This is a genomic window from Oryzicola mucosus (assembly GCF_014534685.1).
Lineage (GTDB): Bacteria > Pseudomonadota > Alphaproteobacteria > Rhizobiales > Rhizobiaceae > Oryzicola > Oryzicola mucosus.
On sequence record NZ_JACVVX010000001.1, the window covers coordinates 1,053,894 to 1,072,183 of the forward strand.

The 18,290-nt window shown below is 62.0% G+C and carries 19 protein-coding genes; 14 read left to right on the plus strand and 5 right to left on the minus strand.

Annotation, left to right across the window (positions count from 1 at the left end):
* Window positions 1–88: 88 nt before the first annotated feature.
* From ICI42_RS05015 to ICI42_RS05055, 9 genes are all read left to right on the plus strand, one after another.
* Window positions 89–1,582, plus strand: coding sequence for an NAD(P)-binding domain-containing protein (locus ICI42_RS05015; RefSeq protein ID WP_188163393.1), 1,494 nt, complete (start codon window positions 89–91; stop codon window positions 1,580–1,582).
* 9 nt (window positions 1,583–1,591) lie between these two features.
* Entirely contained in the window at window positions 1,592–2,092 is a 501-nt protein-coding gene (locus ICI42_RS05020; RefSeq protein ID WP_188163394.1) for a CMD domain-containing protein, read from the plus strand.
* On the plus strand, window positions 2,089–2,664 hold the full coding sequence (locus tag ICI42_RS05025; protein ID WP_188163395.1) for a peroxidase-related enzyme: 576 nt from the start codon (window positions 2,089–2,091) through the stop codon (window positions 2,662–2,664). The genes ICI42_RS05020 and ICI42_RS05025 overlap by 4 nt, the downstream gene beginning before the upstream one ends.
* A gap of 41 nt (window positions 2,665–2,705) precedes the next feature.
* The gene (locus tag ICI42_RS05030) at window positions 2,706–3,317 is read left to right on the plus strand and encodes a helix-turn-helix domain-containing protein (protein ID WP_188163396.1); all 612 of its coding nucleotides are present in this window, start codon (window positions 2,706–2,708) and stop codon (window positions 3,315–3,317) included.
* 50 nt (window positions 3,318–3,367) lie between these two features.
* Window positions 3,368–4,453 (plus strand): NAD/NADP-dependent octopine/nopaline dehydrogenase family protein, encoded by a 1,086-nt coding sequence (locus tag ICI42_RS05035; RefSeq protein WP_188163397.1) that lies wholly within the window; start codon window positions 3,368–3,370, stop codon window positions 4,451–4,453.
* A 139-nt stretch (window positions 4,454–4,592) separates the two neighbouring features.
* Window positions 4,593–5,780 carry a glycine C-acetyltransferase gene (locus tag ICI42_RS05040; protein ID WP_188163398.1) on the plus strand — a complete coding sequence of 396 codons (1,188 nt, stop codon included), beginning with the start codon at window positions 4,593–4,595 and terminating at the stop codon, window positions 5,778–5,780.
* Window positions 5,781–5,918: 138 nt separating this feature from the next.
* The gene (gene tdh, locus ICI42_RS05045) at window positions 5,919–6,953 is read left to right on the plus strand and encodes an L-threonine 3-dehydrogenase (RefSeq protein ID WP_188163399.1); all 1,035 of its coding nucleotides are present in this window, start codon (window positions 5,919–5,921) and stop codon (window positions 6,951–6,953) included.
* A 116-nt stretch (window positions 6,954–7,069) separates the two neighbouring features.
* Window positions 7,070–8,389, plus strand: coding sequence for an MATE family efflux transporter (locus ICI42_RS05050; protein WP_210316956.1), 1,320 nt, complete (start codon window positions 7,070–7,072; stop codon window positions 8,387–8,389).
* Window positions 8,390–8,581: 192 nt separating this feature from the next.
* Window positions 8,582–9,601 carry a L,D-transpeptidase family protein gene (locus tag ICI42_RS05055; RefSeq protein ID WP_188163727.1) on the plus strand — a complete coding sequence of 340 codons (1,020 nt, stop codon included), beginning with the start codon at window positions 8,582–8,584 and terminating at the stop codon, window positions 9,599–9,601.
* Window positions 9,602–9,609: 8 nt separating this feature from the next.
* Here ICI42_RS05055 and ICI42_RS05060 read toward each other — a convergent pair whose 3' ends face one another.
* The 3 genes from ICI42_RS05060 to ICI42_RS05070 form a co-directional block, all read right to left on the minus strand.
* On the minus strand, window positions 9,610–10,056 hold the full coding sequence (locus ICI42_RS05060; protein ID WP_188163400.1) for an Rrf2 family transcriptional regulator: 447 nt from the start codon (window positions 10,054–10,056) through the stop codon (window positions 9,610–9,612).
* A gap of 77 nt (window positions 10,057–10,133) precedes the next feature.
* Complete coding sequence (locus tag ICI42_RS05065; protein WP_188163401.1) at window positions 10,134–11,027, minus strand: NAD(P)/FAD-dependent oxidoreductase; 894 nt, start codon at window positions 11,025–11,027, stop codon at window positions 10,134–10,136.
* 89 nt (window positions 11,028–11,116) lie between these two features.
* Window positions 11,117–11,722, minus strand: coding sequence for a LysE family transporter (locus ICI42_RS05070; protein ID WP_188163402.1), 606 nt, complete (start codon window positions 11,720–11,722; stop codon window positions 11,117–11,119).
* A gap of 226 nt (window positions 11,723–11,948) precedes the next feature.
* Between ICI42_RS05070 and ICI42_RS05075 the strand changes: the two genes are divergently transcribed.
* Together ICI42_RS05075 and ICI42_RS05080 are read left to right on the plus strand one after the other, a co-directional pair.
* Window positions 11,949–13,139 carry a helix-turn-helix transcriptional regulator gene (locus tag ICI42_RS05075; RefSeq protein ID WP_188163403.1) on the plus strand — a complete coding sequence of 397 codons (1,191 nt, stop codon included), beginning with the start codon at window positions 11,949–11,951 and terminating at the stop codon, window positions 13,137–13,139.
* Window positions 13,140–13,164: 25 nt separating this feature from the next.
* Window positions 13,165–14,259, plus strand: a complete 1,095-nt coding sequence (locus tag ICI42_RS05080) for a helix-turn-helix transcriptional regulator (protein WP_210316958.1) — start codon at window positions 13,165–13,167, stop codon at window positions 14,257–14,259.
* A 21-nt stretch (window positions 14,260–14,280) separates the two neighbouring features.
* Here the strand turns inward: ICI42_RS05080 and ICI42_RS05085 are convergent, their stop codons facing one another.
* Window positions 14,281–14,706: an OsmC family protein gene (locus ICI42_RS05085; protein WP_188163405.1), complete on the minus strand. Its 426-nt coding sequence runs from the start codon at window positions 14,704–14,706 to the stop codon at window positions 14,281–14,283.
* Window positions 14,707–14,918: 212 nt separating this feature from the next.
* On the opposite strand from ICI42_RS05085, the gene ICI42_RS05090 reads away from it, so the two are divergent.
* Complete coding sequence (locus ICI42_RS05090; protein ID WP_188163406.1) at window positions 14,919–15,449, plus strand: hypothetical protein; 531 nt, start codon at window positions 14,919–14,921, stop codon at window positions 15,447–15,449.
* 12 nt (window positions 15,450–15,461) lie between these two features.
* On the opposite strand, the gene ICI42_RS05095 is transcribed toward ICI42_RS05090, so the two are convergent.
* Entirely contained in the window at window positions 15,462–16,736 is a 1,275-nt protein-coding gene (locus tag ICI42_RS05095; RefSeq protein ID WP_188163407.1) for a ubiquinone biosynthesis hydroxylase, read from the minus strand.
* 89 nt (window positions 16,737–16,825) lie between these two features.
* Between ICI42_RS05095 and tesB the strand changes: the two genes are divergently transcribed.
* Together tesB and ICI42_RS05105 are read left to right on the plus strand one after the other, a co-directional pair.
* Entirely contained in the window at window positions 16,826–17,698 is an 873-nt protein-coding gene (gene tesB / locus ICI42_RS05100; protein ID WP_188163408.1) for an acyl-CoA thioesterase II, read from the plus strand.
* A 227-nt stretch (window positions 17,699–17,925) separates the two neighbouring features.
* Window positions 17,926–18,264 (plus strand): P-II family nitrogen regulator, encoded by a 339-nt coding sequence (locus ICI42_RS05105; protein WP_188163409.1) that lies wholly within the window; start codon window positions 17,926–17,928, stop codon window positions 18,262–18,264.
* Window positions 18,265–18,290 lie beyond the last annotated feature (26 nt).

Genomic DNA, 18,290 nt, shown 5'->3' on the forward strand with positions numbered 1-18,290 from the left:
GGATGGCCCCGCGCCGTATTGGACGCGCCGCCGCGAGCAACCAATGCTGGTAGCAACCAGCACGCCGGTCGGGAAAAGGAGGTGAACCATGGCTTTTGATGTGCAGGCACCGCTCCAATCCGCGGCGCGAAGCCTCTCGGAGTTGGATCAGCGCGTCCGCGACGATCTAGCCTGCCTGTGCTATCCGCCGGCCAACTGGGTGGTGCCCACCGCAGGCGACGACCATGTCCATGATGTCGTCGTGATTGGCGGCGGCATGTGCGGATTGGTGGCGAGTTTTGCGCTGATCGGCGCTGGCATTCCGAATATCCGCATCTTCGATCGCAGCCCGGCCGGGTTCGAAGGACCGTGGCTGACCTATGCGCGCATGGAAACGCTGCGCTCGCCCAAGCAACTGGTGGGGCCGGCCTATGGCATGGCCTCTTTGACGTTCCGTGCCTGGTACGTCGCACAATTCGGCGGAGATGCTTGGGCTGCGCTGGACAAGATCCCGCGGCCGATGTGGATGGAGTATCTGCGGTGGTACCGCAGGGTACTCGATCTGCCGGTGGAGAACGAGGTGGAAGTCACCTCGATTCGTCCCGAAGGCGCGCTGCTGCGGTTGGCGCTATCGGGTACGGGAGCCCGGGAGACGTCGGTTCTCACCCGCAAGGTGGTGATGGCCACCGGTCGTGACGGGCTGGGTCATCCCAGCATTCCCGATTTCGTCTCGGGGCTGCCGCAGAAATTCTGGGCGCATTCCTCGCATCACATCGATTTTGCCGCGCTGCGCGGCAAGCGGGTTGTGGTCATCGGGGTGGGCGCATCCGCCGTCGACAACGCTGCCGAGGCGCTCGAGGCGGGTGCCGCCGAGGTCCGCCACCTCATCCGACGCAAGGAAATGCCTCGCATCAACAAGCTGATGGGCATCGGCTCATTCGGCTTCACCGCCGCGTTCCCGCATCTGGACGATGCAAAGCGCTGGAAGATCATGAACTACTCGCTGCGCACCCAGACGCCGGCGCCACGTGGATCGACGCTGCGCGTCAGCCGTCATCCCAATGCCTATTTCCATTTCGATGCGGCGGTGGAAAAGACCGAACTCGAGGGTGACGAGGTCGTCGTCACGACATCGCAAGGCAAGACGGTTCGCGCCGATTTCCTGATCCTTGGCACCGGCTTCGGTGTCGATCCGCTCGCGCGCAAGGAACTCGACGGCTATGCCGACAAGATCCTGTTGTGGCGGGATCGGTTCACCCCGCCCGAAGACGAACGGAATGCCGATCTCGGCAAGTTCCCCTATCTTGCCGATGACTTTACCTTCCTGGAACGCGAGCCGGGACAGGCGCCCTGGTTGTCACGGATTCACAGTTTCAATTCGGGCGCCACTGCGAGCCTCGGCAAGGTGAGCGGCGACATTCCGGGCATCAGCGAAGGGGCGGCGTGGCTGGCGCGCGAAATCGCCGCCAAGTTTTATATCGAGAATTTCGACCGCTATTGGCAGCGCCTGCTCGACTACGACACGCCCGAACTGCGTGGCGACGAATGGTCGGCATCGCCATTGCCGGACGATGAGCGGACGGCCGCCCGCAGGCAGGCATAGGAGAACGCGATGTCAGGGAATGAGGATGTGATCAAAGCGATCGTGGGCATCGAGCCGGGCAGCGCCTTGGCCGACGTGATCGCAGGGCGGGCCGACATCATGGCGCTGACCCAGCAGACGCATGACGGGGCTTTGATGCCGGAAAATCCCGGTGGGCTGTCGCATGCCGAACGTGCGGCGCTCGCTCTGCGCATTGCCAAGATCAACGACCACAAAGCGTTCGAAGAGCATTTCGAGACCATGCTGGAAAAGGCCGGCTCGCCAGACGGTGCCGTTCGCATGGCCGATATCTGGTTCGACGGCGGCAGCGATCCACGGGCCAGGGCCCTTATCCGCCATGTCGATCTCGTCGCTCATGCGCCCAAGGACGCGACGCGGCGCGATATCGAGTTGCTTCAGGAAGCGGGTATCGCCGATGCCGATATCGTCCGGCTTTCGGAGCTTGTCGCCTTCGTCAGCTACCAGATCAGGGTAGCCGTCGGCTTGGCATTGATGAAGGGGTTGGCATGAGCAAGATCGTCCACGACTTCACCACCGACATCCCTGTCTGGAAGCCTTACGTTACGCCGCTCGACCTTGCCGAGGCCAGCGCCGACCAGCTCGAAGCGCTGAAGGTCACCCCCTCCAACAACAAGGTCTCGGATTACGTTCTGGTGCTTGCGCATGACGTCGAGACGCTGAAGCACCGGAGTCCGTTGTTCAACGCGGTGATGTACAATCGCGACGGGCTGTCGCGGGCCGAGCGGGAGCTTGGGGCTGTCGGCGCGTCCATCGTCAATCGCTGCATCTATTGCGCGGCCGTGCACGCCAGCCGCTACAACCAACTGGCCAAGGACAAGTACGTCATCGCCGCCGTCTTCGCCGACGGCGTCGATGCGGAGATTGCCCCGCGTCTCAAGGCGATCCTGAATTTCGCGGTCAAACTGTCGAAATGTCCGTCCGAAGCCGATGCCGACGATATGGCCGCGCTGATGTCAGCCGGATTGGGCAAAGACGAAATCCTCGACCTCATCCTGTCCACGTCGTTGTTCGGCTGGGCAAACCGGCTCATGCACACGCTGGGCGAACCAATTGCGGGATGATGGATCGAAACGTTTACTGGAGGGGTAAAGGGGGAGAAAATATGCTTTCGGTCAATCCACCCGAAATCGGCCCGCGCCTGCAGGCATATCGGAAACGCCTCGGTCTGACGCTCGCCGAACTGGCGGCCAGGTCGGGCGTGTCCCGCTCGATGCTGTCTGAGATTGAACGCGGCAACGCCAATCCGACCTACGGCACGCTGTGGCACCTGACGCGGGCGCTCAACATCGATCTCAACAGTCTGGTGAGCGGCGCCAGCGAAGAGAGTAGCGGGCCGGTCATCGACCTGCAGCCGGGCAATCTGACGCCGACCATCCGCAGCGCCGATGGCAGCTGCACCCTGCAGATTCTGTCGCCGGCCAATATGGTGTCGCTGATCGAGTGGTATCTTTTGAGCTTCGAGGCTGAGGGCGTGCTGGCCAGCGATCCGCATGGTTCAGGCACCGTGGAGCATCTGCACTGCACCAAGGGGGAGATCGTGGTGCGGAGCGCAGGCAATACCACAAGCGTTCGCGCCGGCGAGACAGCACGCTACGCCGCCGACGTGCCCCATTCGCTGACCAGCGTCGGCCCTGTCGGTGCGGGGGCGTTCCTGGTGGTCGCTTCCGGCGATGTCGTGCCGGGCGCGCAACGGACATCGATACGTTCGACATGACGACCGGCCAAAAATGCCGCGTCCAGGATTGAGTAGAAGAGGAATAGGGAATGCATGTAGGAATTGTCGGTGCGGGGTCGATCGCTTTCGCATCAGCGGTACTCATCGAGCAGCAGGGGCATAAGGCAATCCTGTGGTCGCCCAGCGGCGAACGCACCAAGGCGTTGGCAGCCGGCGAGGCGTTGGTTGCGCAAGGCGCGATCGAAGGCACGTTCCATCCGGCCGTGGCCGAAAGCGCCGAAGCGCTGGTCGCCGATGCGGAAGCTCTACTCATCGCGCTTCCTGCTTACGGCCATAAAACGGTTCTTGACGCGATTGCGCCCTACATTACTCCGGCGCAGATCGTCATCTTCAGCTCGCATGCTTCGTTCGGCGCGCTGTATCTGTCGCGCCTGCTGGCTGAACGCGGCGTGGCGGTGCCGATCGTCGCCTGGGGCACCACAGTTGTTTCCGGCCGTCAGCTGAGCCCGACGCTGGTGAATGTGAACACCGTGCGAAAGCAGGTCGACATCGCCACGATACCCAGCTCCGAAAGCGCGCGGGGGCTGGCTGTCTGCCAGGATTTGTTCGGCGACCGTTTCCTCGACCGCGGAAGCCTGATGGCAATCGCCCTGTCCAACCTCAACCCGCAGAACCATATGGGCATCGCGCTGGGCAACATGACCCGCATGGAGCGCGGCGAAAACTGGAGCCAGGGCCAGAACGTGACCCCGAATGTCGGTCGTCTCCTGGAGGAACTCGACAAGGAGCGGATCGCCATCGCCACCAAGCTGGGCCTCGATGTGCGCACCATCTTCCAGCATTTCCACCTGTCCTTCCATGTACCTGTCAGTTCCATCTCGCAGATGAACCAGGAGATGCATGAAGCCGGCAATGGCGGTCGCGGCCCCACCACGGCTGACAGCCGCTATGTCACGGAAGACGTGCCGTTCGGCCTGGTGGCGACAGCAAAGATCGGACGCCTCGCAGGCTATCCGGCTGAGCTGCACGAGGCCGGCGTGCGGATTTTCTCGGCGATGTATGGCCGCGATTTCATGGCCGAGAACGATCTGCTCACCGCGCTCGATCTCGACGCCATGTCGCTGGACGATCTGAAAGGGCTGTGCAGCGAAGGGTTCGCAGCCAAAGCGGCCTGACCGCATCGCGATTTCCGGTCGTCCGCCCGGCTAGGGCGATCGGATGAAACGTAGATGACGGCGAGAGGCATAGTTCCTTCGTCGTCCTTTCCTAATGCTGTGACGCGACCCGCGGCGCAGCGCAAACGAGGTCTATGCCATGAACGCCTTTATCGCTCATCTGTCCCGCGAACTGGAAACGCTCAAGGCGGACGGCCTTTACAAGAGCGAGCGGGTCATCACCTCGACCCAAAGTGCCGAGATCGTCGTCGCGGGCGGTGCGAAAGTGCTCAACTTCTGTGCCAACAACTATCTCGGCCTTGCAGACAGTGACGCTTTGCGGGACGCGGCCAAGCAAGCTCTCGACCGCTATGGCTATGGCATGGCCTCGGTGCGGTTCATCTGCGGCACGCAGGAGGAGCACAAGGAGCTGGAGGCCCGGATTTCCGGCTTTCTCGGCATGGAGGATACGATCCTCTATTCCTCCTGCTTCGATGCCAATGGCGGTCTGTTCGAAACGCTTCTGGGCGAGGACGATGCGATCATTTCCGACGCTCTCAACCATGCCTCGATCATCGACGGCGTCCGCCTGTCGAAGGCCAAGCGCTTCCGCTATGCAAACAACGATATGGCGGCGCTGGAAGAGGAACTGAAGAAGGCCGAAGGCTCGCGCTTCAAGCTGATCGCCACCGATGGCGTATTCTCGATGGATGGCATCATCGCCAATCTCCGCGGCGTCTGCGATCTTGCCGAAAAATACGGCGCCATGGTCATGGTTGACGACAGTCATGCCGTAGGTTTCGTCGGAAAGAACGGCCGAGGCTCGGCCGAGTATTGCGGCGTCGAGGGCCGGATCGACATCATCACCGGCACGCTCGGCAAGGCGCTGGGTGGCGCCTCCGGCGGTTATACGTCGGCTAAGAAGGAGGTTGTCGAATGGCTTCGCCAGCGTTCGCGGCCCTATCTGTTTTCGAACACGCTGGCGCCCGCCATTGCCGGCGCATCGATCAAGGTTCTCGAACTCGTCGCGGGCGGTGACGATCTTCGCGCAAAACTCGACGAAAACGCACGGCACTTTCGCGCTGAGATGACCAAGCTCGGCTTCACGCTGGCGGGCGCCGATCATCCGATCATTCCGGTGATGCTGGGCGACGCCGCCTTGGCGCAGGCGATGGCGGCGAAAATGCTGGAACGCGGCATCTATGTCATCGGTTTCTCGTTTCCCGTGGTGCCGAAAGGCCAGGCTCGTATCCGCACGCAGATGTCGGCGGCGCATTCCATCGCCGACATCGACCGCGCGGTGCAGGCGTTCGGCGAGGTCGGCAAAGAGCTGGGGATTCTCGGTTAGGGTACACTCTCCCTTGCGGAAGGGTCACGAACGCTCGAAATGAAGTAAGAGCGCGAGCCAGGGTGGTAGGACAATCAACAGTCGGCTTCCCGGCCTTTCGCGCCAACCTTCCTCACAGGGGGAGGGTAAGGAGAAAAAATGTCCAATATGATGCGCGCGCTGGTGAAGGCGAAATCCGAGCCGGGACTATGGATGGAGCACGTTCCCGTCCCCGAGATCGGCCCGAACGATGTCCTGATCAAGATCAAGAAGACGGCGATCTGCGGCACGGATGTCCATATCTACAATTGGGACGAGTGGGCGCAGAAGACCGTTCCCGTGCCCATGGTCACGGGCCATGAATTCGTCGGCGAGATCGCCGATCTCGGCCGGGCCGTCACGCAATACAAAGTCGGTCAGCGGGTTTCGGGCGAAGGCCATATCGTGTGCGGCCATTGCCGCAACTGCCGCGCCGGGCGTGGGCATCTCTGCCGCAACACGCAGGGCGTAGGGGTCAACCGTCCCGGCTCCTTCGCCGACTATCTGGCTATCCCTCAGAACAATGTCGTGCCGATCCCCGACGATGTGCCCGATGAAATCGCGGCGATTTTCGACCCGCTGGGCAACGCCGTCCACACGGCCCTGTCGTTCCATGTCGTTGGCGAGGACGTGCTCGTCACAGGCGCCGGACCGATCGGCATCATGGGTGCGCTCGTCGCGCAGAGCGTCGGTGCCCGGAAGGTCGTTATCACCGACATCAACCCTGTACGGCTGGAACTGGCGCGCAAATTGGGGGTCCGCTACGTCGTCGACACATCGCGTGAAAAGCTCAAGGACATCATGCCCACCATCGGGATGACCGAAGGCTTCGATGTCGGGCTCGAAATGTCGGGTGCGGCCCCTGCTTTCCGCGACATGATCGACACCATGAACAATGGCGGCAAGATCGCCATTCTCGGCATCGCGCCCACCGGCTTCGAGATCGACTGGAACAAGGTCATCTTCAAGATGCTGCATCTGAAAGGCATCTACGGCCGCGAGATGTTCGAGACCTGGTACAAGATGATCGCGCTGGTGCAGGGGCCACTCGACGTTTCGGGCCTGATAACCCATCGCATCGGCATCGACGATTTCCAGGCCGGCTTCGATGCCATGCGAAATGGCAGCGCGGGCAAGGTCGTCATGGATTGGTGATGCCGACGGCGCGTCGAAGATGCGTCGGGCTTGATTGTTAATAAGAGGCGGGGCCTGAGGGTGCGCAGTCGGAATTTTGAAGCCATTGTCACCCTTCCGACAGGACGGTATCGCCCGTGAACACCTTGCCACCTGTGGACTTGCGGGAAGACTGGAACCGCCGGATGATCATGTTGGCGCTTCCGATCATTCTGGCGAATCTGGCCCAACCCGTCCTGTCGCTGGTCGACACGATGGTGGCCGGGCACATGTCTGGGCCGTGGTATCTTGGCGGCGTCGCGCTCAGCGGGGTGCTGTTCAACTTCCTGTTCTGGAGCTTCAGCTTCCTGCGCATGGCCACCACCGGGCTGGTGGCGCAGGCCTGGGGCGCGGACGACGCCACGCTGATGCGCAAGCATCTGCTCCGGGCGCTTCTCATCGCCACCACGGCCGGGGCCGTCGTCGTCATCCTGCAGAAGCCGATCATCGAGATCGGCCTCACATTCCTCGGCGGAAGTGAAGCGGTCTATCAAAGCGCGTCGGCCTATGCTTCCGCGCGGATATGGTCGGCGCCGGCCGCCTTGGGCAATTTTGTCGTGCTTGGCTATCTCCTCGGATGCCAGCGCGTAATGATCTCGCTGGCGCTGCAGGTCGCGCTCAACGTAATCAATCTTGCTGCTACCCTGACGCTGGTCTTCGTGTTCGACTGGGGCGTGGCCGGCATCGGCGCGGGCACGGCCATCGCCGAGTGGGTCGCCTTCATCGTCGGGCTGATGATCGTTCGGCCATTCAGCGTGCGCCAGGCGCTGGTATTGCGCGACCTGCTGGATGGAGCGGCTATTCGCCGGCTGTTCGCGGTCAACCGCGACATCTTCCTGCGCAGCCTGCTTCTCCTGGTCTGCTTTGGATGGTTTGCCCGAAGCGGGGCTGCGGAGGGCGACGCGATCCTGGCGGCCAACGCGGTTCTTCTCAACCTGCACGGCATCATGTCTTATGGCCTGGACGGTTTTGCGCATGCCACCGAAACCCTGGTCGGGTCCGTCATAGGAGCGCGTCGCAGGGACGCCTTCTACCGCGTCGTCAAAGCGGCATTCCTATGGTCGGGCCTTGTCGCGCTGCTTTTCTCGCTTTGCTACGCGTTGGGCGGCCCGGCGATCATTGCCATGCTGACCAATCAGCAGGAGGTGCGCGCGGCGGCCATCGAGTTCCTGCCCTATGTCGTCATCCTGCCGATCCTTTCCGTGAGCAGCTATATGCTCGACGGCGTGTTCATCGGCGCGCTGCGGACGCGCGACCTGCGCAACAGCATGTTCATATCAACGGCCCTCTTTCTTGCGACAGCCTATGTCCTGCAGCAACTGGCGGGCAATCATGGCCTTTGGCTCGCCATGATCGTGCTGATGATTGCGCGCACCGTCACCCTTGGGCTCAAGCTCAGGCATATCGCGGCGAACTGACGAACGGCAAGCAGTTCAGCTTCACCAAGGATTGAACATCGATGGTTGGCGCTGAGCTTTCCAGGCTTCATGAAATTGCCTAAAAGCTGCGCTTAGGGCTAGCGATCAGACCGGTTCGGCCAAGCGGAAACCTTGTATTAACCAGCAGGACCGATGCTTCGCGGTTTAGAGCCCTTTACGCAACCAGACGTGATGAAAAGAGTGCGCGCCATTTTCCGACGTAGCCATGCCTACTCCCTTCTGATCGCAACGAGCCTCTTCCTGTCGGGATGCGTCTCGTCGGTGATGGATGTCGACACGCGCGCGATACAGCCGATACCGGCCCGGTTGATGGGCGAGATGAACAAGAAGTCGATGTCGCCGTCATCGCCGATCGTTGTGCGCATCTTCAAGCAGGAGAGCGAACTCGAAATCTGGAAGCGCGACAGGTCGGGCCGCTTCGCGCTTCTGAAGACCTATCCGATGTGCCGCTGGTCTGGGAAGCTTGGACCCAAGAAACAAAATGGCGACCGTCAGGCGCCGGAAGGTTTCTACCACGTCAACGTCAACATGCTGAACCCGAAGTCACAATACTATCTGTCCTTCAATCTCGGCTATCCCAACAAGCTTGAATCCGCCCTCGGCTACACCGGCGAGGCATTGATGGTCCATGGCGCCTGTTCGTCGTCGGGTTGCTACGCGCTGACCGACGATGGCGTGGCGGAAATCTATTCGGTGGTGCGCGAGGCGCTGAAAGGCGGCCAGACCTCGTTCCAGGTCCAGGCCTATCCGTTCAAGATGACGCCTTCCAATATGGCGAAAAACCGCAACGACCCGAACTTCGCTTTCTGGAGCGACCTCAAGAAGGGCTATGACGCTTTCGAAGTGACGCGTCAGCAGCCGAAGGTCTCCTATTGCGAAGGCCGCTATGTCTTCGACCGCACCTTCGAGGGTGGGGAGCCCAGCGATCCGCTCGCGGCTTGCCCGCCATCGCTGGAGTCGCCAGCAGTCGCGTCGCGCTGGCAGTCGGATGCCGCGGAAATTCAGAAATTGATAGCCTCGGGCGTGCCGGTGGCTACGCACGCCTATTCCGATGGCGGCATGCACCCGTCATTCCGCAAGCTACTGCAGAGCAGTGGCGAAAAGGCGTTGGCCAAGCGCACCTCGCAGACGGCGGTGCCGATCAGCCGCCCGGATGCCGCTCTCGCCGACCCGCATGCCGCGGCCGAATAAGGCCAGTATCACTGGTTGTGGATGAAAGCTTTTGCTTTGGAGCGGGTTCCAAAATCCTTAGCGATATCGGCCAGCGAAATTTGGCCGAACCGCTCCAGCAGTAAGGTTTCCGCTTCCTGTCGCGTCTCACTGATCGCCTGATTTACGGCCCGTTCGACAAGGCATGACGGCATATCTTCCGAAAGACCGAAGGCGAAGAGTTCAGGTTTTCCCAAAGCCCGGTAGACGTCGAGAAGTGTGATCGCCGTCAATGGGCGGACAAGCGTCCATCCTCCGCCATGCCCCTTCTCGGATGTTACATAGCCGGCCTCCCGCAGGCCAGCCATGGTGCGGCGCACGAGCGTGGCATTGGTGTTAAGCATGCGGCCGATCATTTCCGACGTCACAGGCTTTTCCTGCCCGTCCATATGCAGGAGCACGTGCAAAAGCCGCGACAGCCGTCCGTCCTGTCTCACAATACGGTCCTTTCCCGATTTCGCTGCTTATAGCGGTCCAGCACCGGGGACGATAGGATTGGCCTGTAGCCTGCCGCTTACAATTTGCGGAAAACAATGGATTGGTGCGTTGCCGTGCCGGCAAAAGCGCCGTCGCCGACCGCCATCGATACCGAACCGGCCGCACGTGCCGCATCGCCGCAAGCAAAGACCCCGGCCACCGAAGTCTCTTTGAAGCCGTCGGTACGGATGAACGCGCCAAAAGGCCCATCTTCGAAGGCGCAGCCGAGCTGGTGAGCGATAGAACTGGCCATCTCGATGCGCGGGGCCGTGAACAAGCCGTCGAGCGGAAACAGGCGGCCGTTCTGGGTCCGCACGGTGGCGCGCTCACCCTCCACGGCTGTCACGGCATCGGTGACGACCGTCACGCCGCGATCCCGGAGTTGGGCGGACTGATCGGCGTCAGGCGTGAAAACGCCGTTGAGGAAGAACGTGACGCGGCCCCAGTCGGGCAGCAGCAACGCTTGATGCAGGGACAGCGGCGAGGTGGCGAGCACGCCGATTTCGCCTTCGTTTATTTCGTAGCCATGGCAGTAGGGGCAATGGAAGATGCTCGTTCCCCAGCGCTCCCGCAGGCCGGGAATATCGGGCAAGATATCCCTGACCCCGGTCGCGAGCACCAGGCGGCGCGCGCGATGAACGCTGCCGTCGTTCACCTGGACCTGAAAATCACCACCAACGGCCTCCGCAGCTTCGGCGGTCCCATCAAGCCAGCACACAGTCTTGTAGGCCATCAGCTGCCTGCGCGCTGTGGCGGCAATGGCTTCGGGCGATTCGCCGTCCTGCGTCAAAAACCCATGCGAGCTGTGTGCGAACCGGTTCCGCCGAATGCCGGCATCGACGACGAGGATGGAACGGCGCGCCCGCGCGAGTTGAAGCGATGCTGCTAGGCCTGCATAGCTGCCGCCAATGATGATGGCATCAAAGATCATGAGAGTACCCTTCATTTCACGCATCATCATAAGTAGCGTGAGTGCCGGTGTCAATTATCATGATACTTTTGATGTTTCTTGAGGTGAGATTAGAAGATCGCCGCTATGCCCATGGCGGCGAGTGCGGCGCCGAGTGCCATATCAGCATAGCGGCGATAACGCGCGTAAAAGGCTCGGCAGGCCGAAGCGGATAGCGCAAGACCGACAAGGCCGAACCAGACTGCTGCGACCAGAAAGACGACGAGGCTGCTGCCTTGCGCGGATGTCTTGGCTGCCAGCGCGGACGAGGTGAAGAACAGCGCTGAGGCAGGATTGGCCGTGGCCGTGATGAACGCCAGCCGGAAATAGCCCGTGGCAGGAAGGCGGGTTTGCCGGCCCAGCTCAGTCGCCGGCCTGATGGCGCGGTCGATGGCTCTTGCACCCAGCCCCAGAAGAAAAACCCCGTACAACACAGTCGCGAGGCGGGCGCCTGTGGGGCCGAGGGGCAGCGCGCCGGCGCTGCCAGCGATGACTCCCGATAGAAGGCTGGCGCCCAAAGCAATGCCGATGGCGGCGGCGAGCGCGGTGTTTCGGCATGAGGTCAGCCCCGCCTGTGCCACGACAGCGAAATTCGGCCCCGGCAGCATGGCCAGCAAAGCATAGGACATTGCGAACGGCACGAGGTCCGGCGTCGCGAACGGACTGGTTTCGATCATCTGTAAGATCATCCATCCCGGCCGGCACCCCTCAATGCATGGCCTGCAATCAGCGCGGACTGTGTTACCGACGGGTATCCGCCACAAGTCGGCAAATGCCGACTTGTGGTCGTCTTTCCCTGAGGTCATGATGCGCTGACATGCGGATGATTGGACCGAAGCATGGCTTGAGCCGGATTGCTGGTGGGACGGTTGGACTTTCCAAGCTTGGCTTCGGGAAGCGGATGTGCCGTTGCGTTCGTATCCTGCCGGTCTTCTGCCGGCCACGCGCGGGACCGGTCGGGCCATGATCGTCGGGCTCGACGACCGGATATACGAAGCGGCCCTCGTGCCCGAGCTGTGGCCGCACGTTCTCGATCACATCGGCGCGGTGTCCGGTTCGGCCTCCGGCTCAATCCTGACGTTCTCCACGCCGGATTCGCCGCCGCGCTACAAGACGACGTCTTTGACGGAGGCGTCGCTTCACGCCTTCACCACATCCGACCAGTGGCGTGACAGCCAGCGTGCGCAATTCCTGTTCATGGATGGGGCGCAGGATGTCTTTTCGCAATTCGTCTATATGAACGATTTCATGACCGCCGAGCAGTTGGCGGCGGACGCCGTCGAGGCCAGTCTGCGAGAGTTGGGGCTCGGCCAGCAGATCACCACGGTCATTCCGATGCCGAGCCGCGAGGTGGTGAGCTTCACCTGGGAGCGCAGGCTTGGCGACGGGCGTCACGATCCAGCCAGCATCGGATTGCTGGACAGTTTGCGGCCCCATCTCGCCCGTGCCGGACTGATTTCGGCTCGCCTCAATCTCGAGCGTGCGCGCGCTACCGTCTCGGGGCTGGATGCGATTGGCCTGCCGGCAGCGGTGCTGACGCAGGCAGGGGTCGTGCTCGCCGCCAACGCTTTTCTGGAAACGCTCAGGGAGGTCTTTCGCCCGTCCGCCTTCGGTGGACTGACTGTATCCGATGAGAGGGCCGACGCTCTTCTGCGCGAGGCTCTTACCGCGCTGGCGGGCAAGCGTTCCTCCAGCGGATCGATCCCGATCAGGCCGAGGGAAGGGCGCGCACCGATGGTGGTGCATCTGTTGCCGGTCAAGGGCGCGGCGCACGACCTTTTTGCCGGCGGCAGCGTGCTGCTCGTCGTGACTGCGCTGACGGTCCAGGGAGGCGCGCCGGTCCCGCATGTGTTGCATGGGCTGTTTGACCTCACGCCATCCGAATCGCGTCTCGCGGCTGTCTTGTCCGGTGGGCTGTCGGTTGCCGAGGCGGCGGATCGGATGGGAACCACGGTGAAAACAGCACGAACCTATCTCGATCGCATTTTCGCCAAGACCGGGACCAACCGGCAAAGCCAGCTCGTCGCATTGCTGAAGGGCGTTGGCAGCCCCTTTCCGGGATTGCACCGGGAAGTCGGGGATGGCAAGGTTTGACGACACGTCGATGGGATCAAGGCCGATGACGGAGACGCTGGTCGAACGCATCTACGAGGCGGCTTTCTTGCCCGACCTCTGGCCGGAGGTTCTAGGAGCTGTCAGCGAGCTCTCCGGCTCAGTGAGCGGCGAGTTCCAGATCCTGTCGCTCGATGCGCCGCCGCGCTGGAAAGCGACGGAGATCACCCGCGACATTCTCGGCAATTTTATCCGCGACGGGCTGTGGCGGGACTGCGAACGGCCGGCACATCTTCTGACCGTCAATTATCCCGGCTTCCTCTGCGATATCGACTACATGACTCCCGAGCAGATCGCGCGCGATCCTGTCCGGCGCCTCCTCAAGGATATCGGTCTCGGCTGGCAGCTTGGTTCGCTCATCCATATGCCGACCGGCGAAATTGCCGCGATGACCTTCGAACGCTGGGTCGAAAACGGCAGGCCGAGCGCTGCCAATGTCGCGGTACTCGACGGTTTGCGGCCGCATATGGCGCGATCGGCACTGATTGCCGCCCGGCTTGGGCTGGAACGTGCGCGCGCTACGGTGTCGGCGCTCGATGCGATCGGCCTGCCCGCGGCCGTGCTGTCGTCAGCAGGCCAGCTTCTAACCGCCAACGCCTTGTTCGAAAACCTGTCCAACGTGTTTCGCGCAGCCGCCTTCGGCATGGTGTCGCTCGACCACGATCAGGCCGATGCCGCGTTCAAGGCAACACTGGAAACGGTGCAGAGCGGTGGCGCCAGCCATGTTCTATCCATACCGCTGCCGGCTTCGGAGAGCCGGCAGGCATTGGTTCTGCACATCATCCCGCTGCGACGCAGCGTTCATGACATTTTCTCTGGCGCAGACATCTTGATTGCCGCAACCGCCGTCTCCTCAGAGGGTATCGCGCCATCGCCCGCCATCCTGACAGGACTTTTCGATCTCAGCCCGGCCGAAGCCAGGCTTGCCTCGGAACTGGCTGGCGGAAAGTCGCTGAAAGAGGCGTCGGCCGAGCTGCAACTGACCTTCAAAAGCGGCCGCACTTACCTGGAGCGCATATTCCTGAAGACCGGCACCCACCGGCAAAGCGAACTGGTGGCGATGCTGAGATCGGTAGAGCCTGTGCGGCGCGCAGCCGAGTGACGCGCGCCGCTGTTTCGGCAATCAGCCGAGCTTGGCGTCCAGCGTGACCTGGATGGCGCCGAGCGCCTTCGAGATCGGACACCCTTCCTTGGCCTTCTTGGCCAGTTCCTGGAACTTTGCATCGTCGATACCGGGAACGGTGCCGACCAGCGTCAGCGCGCTGCTCTTGATGCCGTCGCCTGGAATGAGCGTTACCACGGCCTTGGCGTCGAGCTTTTCGGCAGGCGTGCCGTTCTCGGCGAGGAAGTGGGAAAGCTGCATGGCAAAGCAGGAGGCGTGCGCGGCGGCGATCAACTCTTCCGGATTGGTGCCGGACTTGCCGCTTTCATCCTCGAAACGCAGCTTGAACGAGTAGGGCTGCGCCTTGAGCACGCCGCTCTGCGTATCGATGGTGCCGGAGCCTTCCTTCAGAGTGCCTTTCCAGACGGCTGTAGCGTGACGGTCCATGGGTCTCTCCCTGTCTTGGATTTCTGCAAAGCCGGACGTGATCCGGATGCGCCAGAACATTTCTGTGCCGTATCAATATAGGACTTCGCAGCGTCATCGCCACCGCGTCCGTTGGCTAAATCGTCTGGTAGAGAACCGAAGTTTCAGCGAAATCCAGAGTTGAAACGCTGGATTGTTCTGCCTATCGTCGCGCCCGTTGCGACGGAGGTTTCATGCATATACTGATTGCCTTGCTGGGGATTCTTGGTGCCGGCGCATTCTGGTGGTACCGGCTGAAATATATGGGTGACGCAGCCGGTGAGGTCGTCGACAAGATCGGCCAGGTGCGCGGCTCGATGAGGCGCAGCAAACTTCGCAAACAGGCCAGCCTTTCGCCGCTCACCGCCGTCAACGATCCGGTGGTCGCGGCAGCCACGATCATTACGGCCATCGCCACCGACGACAAACCGCTGACCGAAGCGCGGGAAACGGCGTTGCGCGAGGCGATTGCCGGTCTGTCCGACACTCCCAAGGCGGATGAATCGGTGATTTATGCCAAGTGGGCCGCTGCGCAGATCGACGATACCAATGTCGTCATCGACAAATTGGCGCCGTTCCTGCGCGACCGGCTGGATCCCGGCGAAAAAGAGGATTTTCTGGTCATGACGCGCGGCATCGTCGATGCCGAGCCTAACGATCCGCCGCGTTTGACGCAGCAGAACCTGCGCCGCCTGCGCCAGAAACTGGGCCTCCAGATCGACTAAGCGGCGCTTGCCTCAGATAGCTTCACCGCGCAACAAACGAGGCGTCTCGCCGGTCAGGCCGGATGCCTGCTTGATGAAGTAAGTCTTCAAGGCAGGCATGCGGTCGACGAGGCCGAGCCCGATATCGCGAACGGCGCGCAACGGCGTGCTGTCGTTGGAGAACAGCCGGTTGAGTACGTCGGTGGTGATGCCCATCCGCACCGTGTCAAACCGCCGCCAGCGCTCATAGCCCTCGAGCACGTCGAGCGCACCGATATCCTGGCCGAGCCGGTCGGCTTCCACCACCGTTTCGGCTAGAGCGGCCGCGTCCTTGAACCCGAGATTGAGCCCTTGGCCGGCAATGGGATGGATGCCGTGCGCCGCATCGCCCGCCAGCGCGAAGCGTGGCTTGACGAAGGCGCGGGCGAGCGTCAGGCCGAGCGGGAAGGCACGCGGCTTGGTTTCCACGCTGATCTCGCCGAGCTTGAGGCCGAAGCGCTGTTCCAGCTCGACTTCGAAGATGAACGGGTCACCCGAAACCAGACGCTCGGCATCGGCGGTGCGTTCGGTCCAGACGATGGACGAGCGGTTTTTCCCGTTGGCATCGGGTTTCAGCGGCAGGGTCGCAAAGGGTCCCGCCGGCAGGAAATGCTCTTCCGCCCGGCCGCCATGCGGACGTTCGTGCCCGACCGTGCAGACGATGCCGGACTGGCCGTAATCCCAATGCATTGTCTTGATGCCTGCCATGTCGCGCAGCCCGGATTTCACGCCGTCGGCGGCGATCAGCAGTCGGGTGTCGAAGACCAGGCCGTCAGCCAGATGGACGCGGGCGCGCCCGCCGTCGGTGTCGAACGAACTCACCGCCACGCCTTCGACCAGATCGATCCCCAACTCTGCTGCGCGGCGGCGCAGCGCGCCGTTGAGCGCGACATTGGCGATCATATGCGCGAAGGGTTCGCCTTCGTCGACATCGCCGTCAAAGGTCAAAAACACCGGCCTGACCGGATCCGTGCTGCGCGAATCGGTGACGATCATGTCGGTGATCGGCTGTGCCTGCGGCAGCAACTCGCCCCAGCAGCCGAGTCTGTCGAGCATGCGGCAGGCGGCCGCGGCGATTGCCGAAGCGCGACCGTCCTTCTGCCAAACGCCCTCGGGTGCTGCGTCCACGACAGCGACGGCCAATCCCGGCCGCGCCTGCTTGATCGAGACCGCTGTGGCCAACCCGACATAGCCGGCGCCCGCGACCAGAACGTCGAAATCGCGCTTGCCGGCTTGCTGGGCTATTCCCGGCTCTGGTCGTTGTGCCATTGGCTGACTCCTTCGCTGGTATCTGTGCCTTGACTTGCCTCTGCGTTCCTGTTCGAAACGCGCCGGCGAAACCGTTGGAAAGGCAGACTATGTCCGCTGCAATGCAGGACCTTCTGGACATTCTCAACCTCGAACAGCTCGAACACAATCTGTTTCGTGGTCGCAGCCCCGTGGTCGAGTGGCAAAGGGTCTTCGGCGGCCAGACCATCGCGCAATCGCTTGTCGCAGCCCAGCGTACCGTAGAGCCCAACCGGTTCGTTCATTCGCTGCATGGCTATTTCATGCGGCCCGGCGATATCCACGTTCCCATCATCTACGAGGTTGACCGCATTCGCGACGGCGCGAGCTTCACCACCCGACGCGTGGTGGCGATCCAGCATGGCAAGGCCATCTTCTCGCTGGAAGCGTCGTTCCAACTCGATGAGCCGGGCCTCGAACACCAGATGCCGATGCCGCTCGACGTGCCTCCGCCGGAGGGACTGGAGTCGTACAGGCATCTGCTCGAAACCGCGCCGCATCTCCCAGACGTCATCCGCCGCTTCTGGGCGCGGGAAAGGCCGCTTGAACTCCGCCCGGTGAACGTCCAGCACTATTCCAGCCGGGACAAGTTGCCTCCGGAGCAGAATATCTGGATCCGCTTGCTCGGCTCGGTGCCCAACGATCGAGCACTTTCGTCCGCCATTCTCGCCTATCTGTCGGACATGACTTTGCTCGATACGTCGACATTTGCCCACGGACGCGCCATTTTCGACAGGGACATCCAGGGTGCCAGCCTCGATCATTCCATGTGGTTCCACCGCGAGGTAGCGCTGGACGACTGGCTTCTCTACACCCAGGACAGCCCTTCAACCTCTGGAGCCCGAGGCTTCACGCGCGGCTCCCTCTACAGCCGCGACGGCGTGCTGATCGCTTCGGTGGCACAGGAAGGCCTTATCCGCCTGCGGCCATCGCCTAAAAAATAGGCAATTTTTCATTTTTGACTGGATTTTGCCCGTTCCGCTTGCTGCGGCTGCGAAGGCCGCTGCACGCCGTTCGGGCAATACCGTGGATTTACAACGGCTTAAACCAGTTCGGCCCAACTGGCACGGAGCTTGAATATGATTGTGTAATCTCCGGTGACTCTCGGGTCCGCCGGCGATGTTCAGGCAATCGCGGGGGACCCGCGCCAGCAACTAAAGGGTGAAACCTTATGAAAATCGTGATGGCAATCATCAAGCCGTTCAAGCTCGACGAGGTGCGCGAAGCACTCACCGCCGTTGGGATCCAGGGCCTGACCGTCACCGAAGTCAAAGGCTACGGGCGTCAGAAGGGGCACACAGAGATTTATCGTGGGGCCGAATATGCAGTCAGCTTTCTTCCAAAGATCAAGATCGAGGTCGCAGTGAGCGTCGACCTGGTCGAAAAGGCAGTCGAAGCGATCTCCAGCGCGGCTAAGACCGGCCAGATCGGCGACGGCAAGATTTTCGTCTTCGGCATTGACCAGGCGGTGCGCATCCGTACCGGCGAAACCGACACCGACGCGCTCTAAGGGCCTCTCGAATTTACATGGAGACA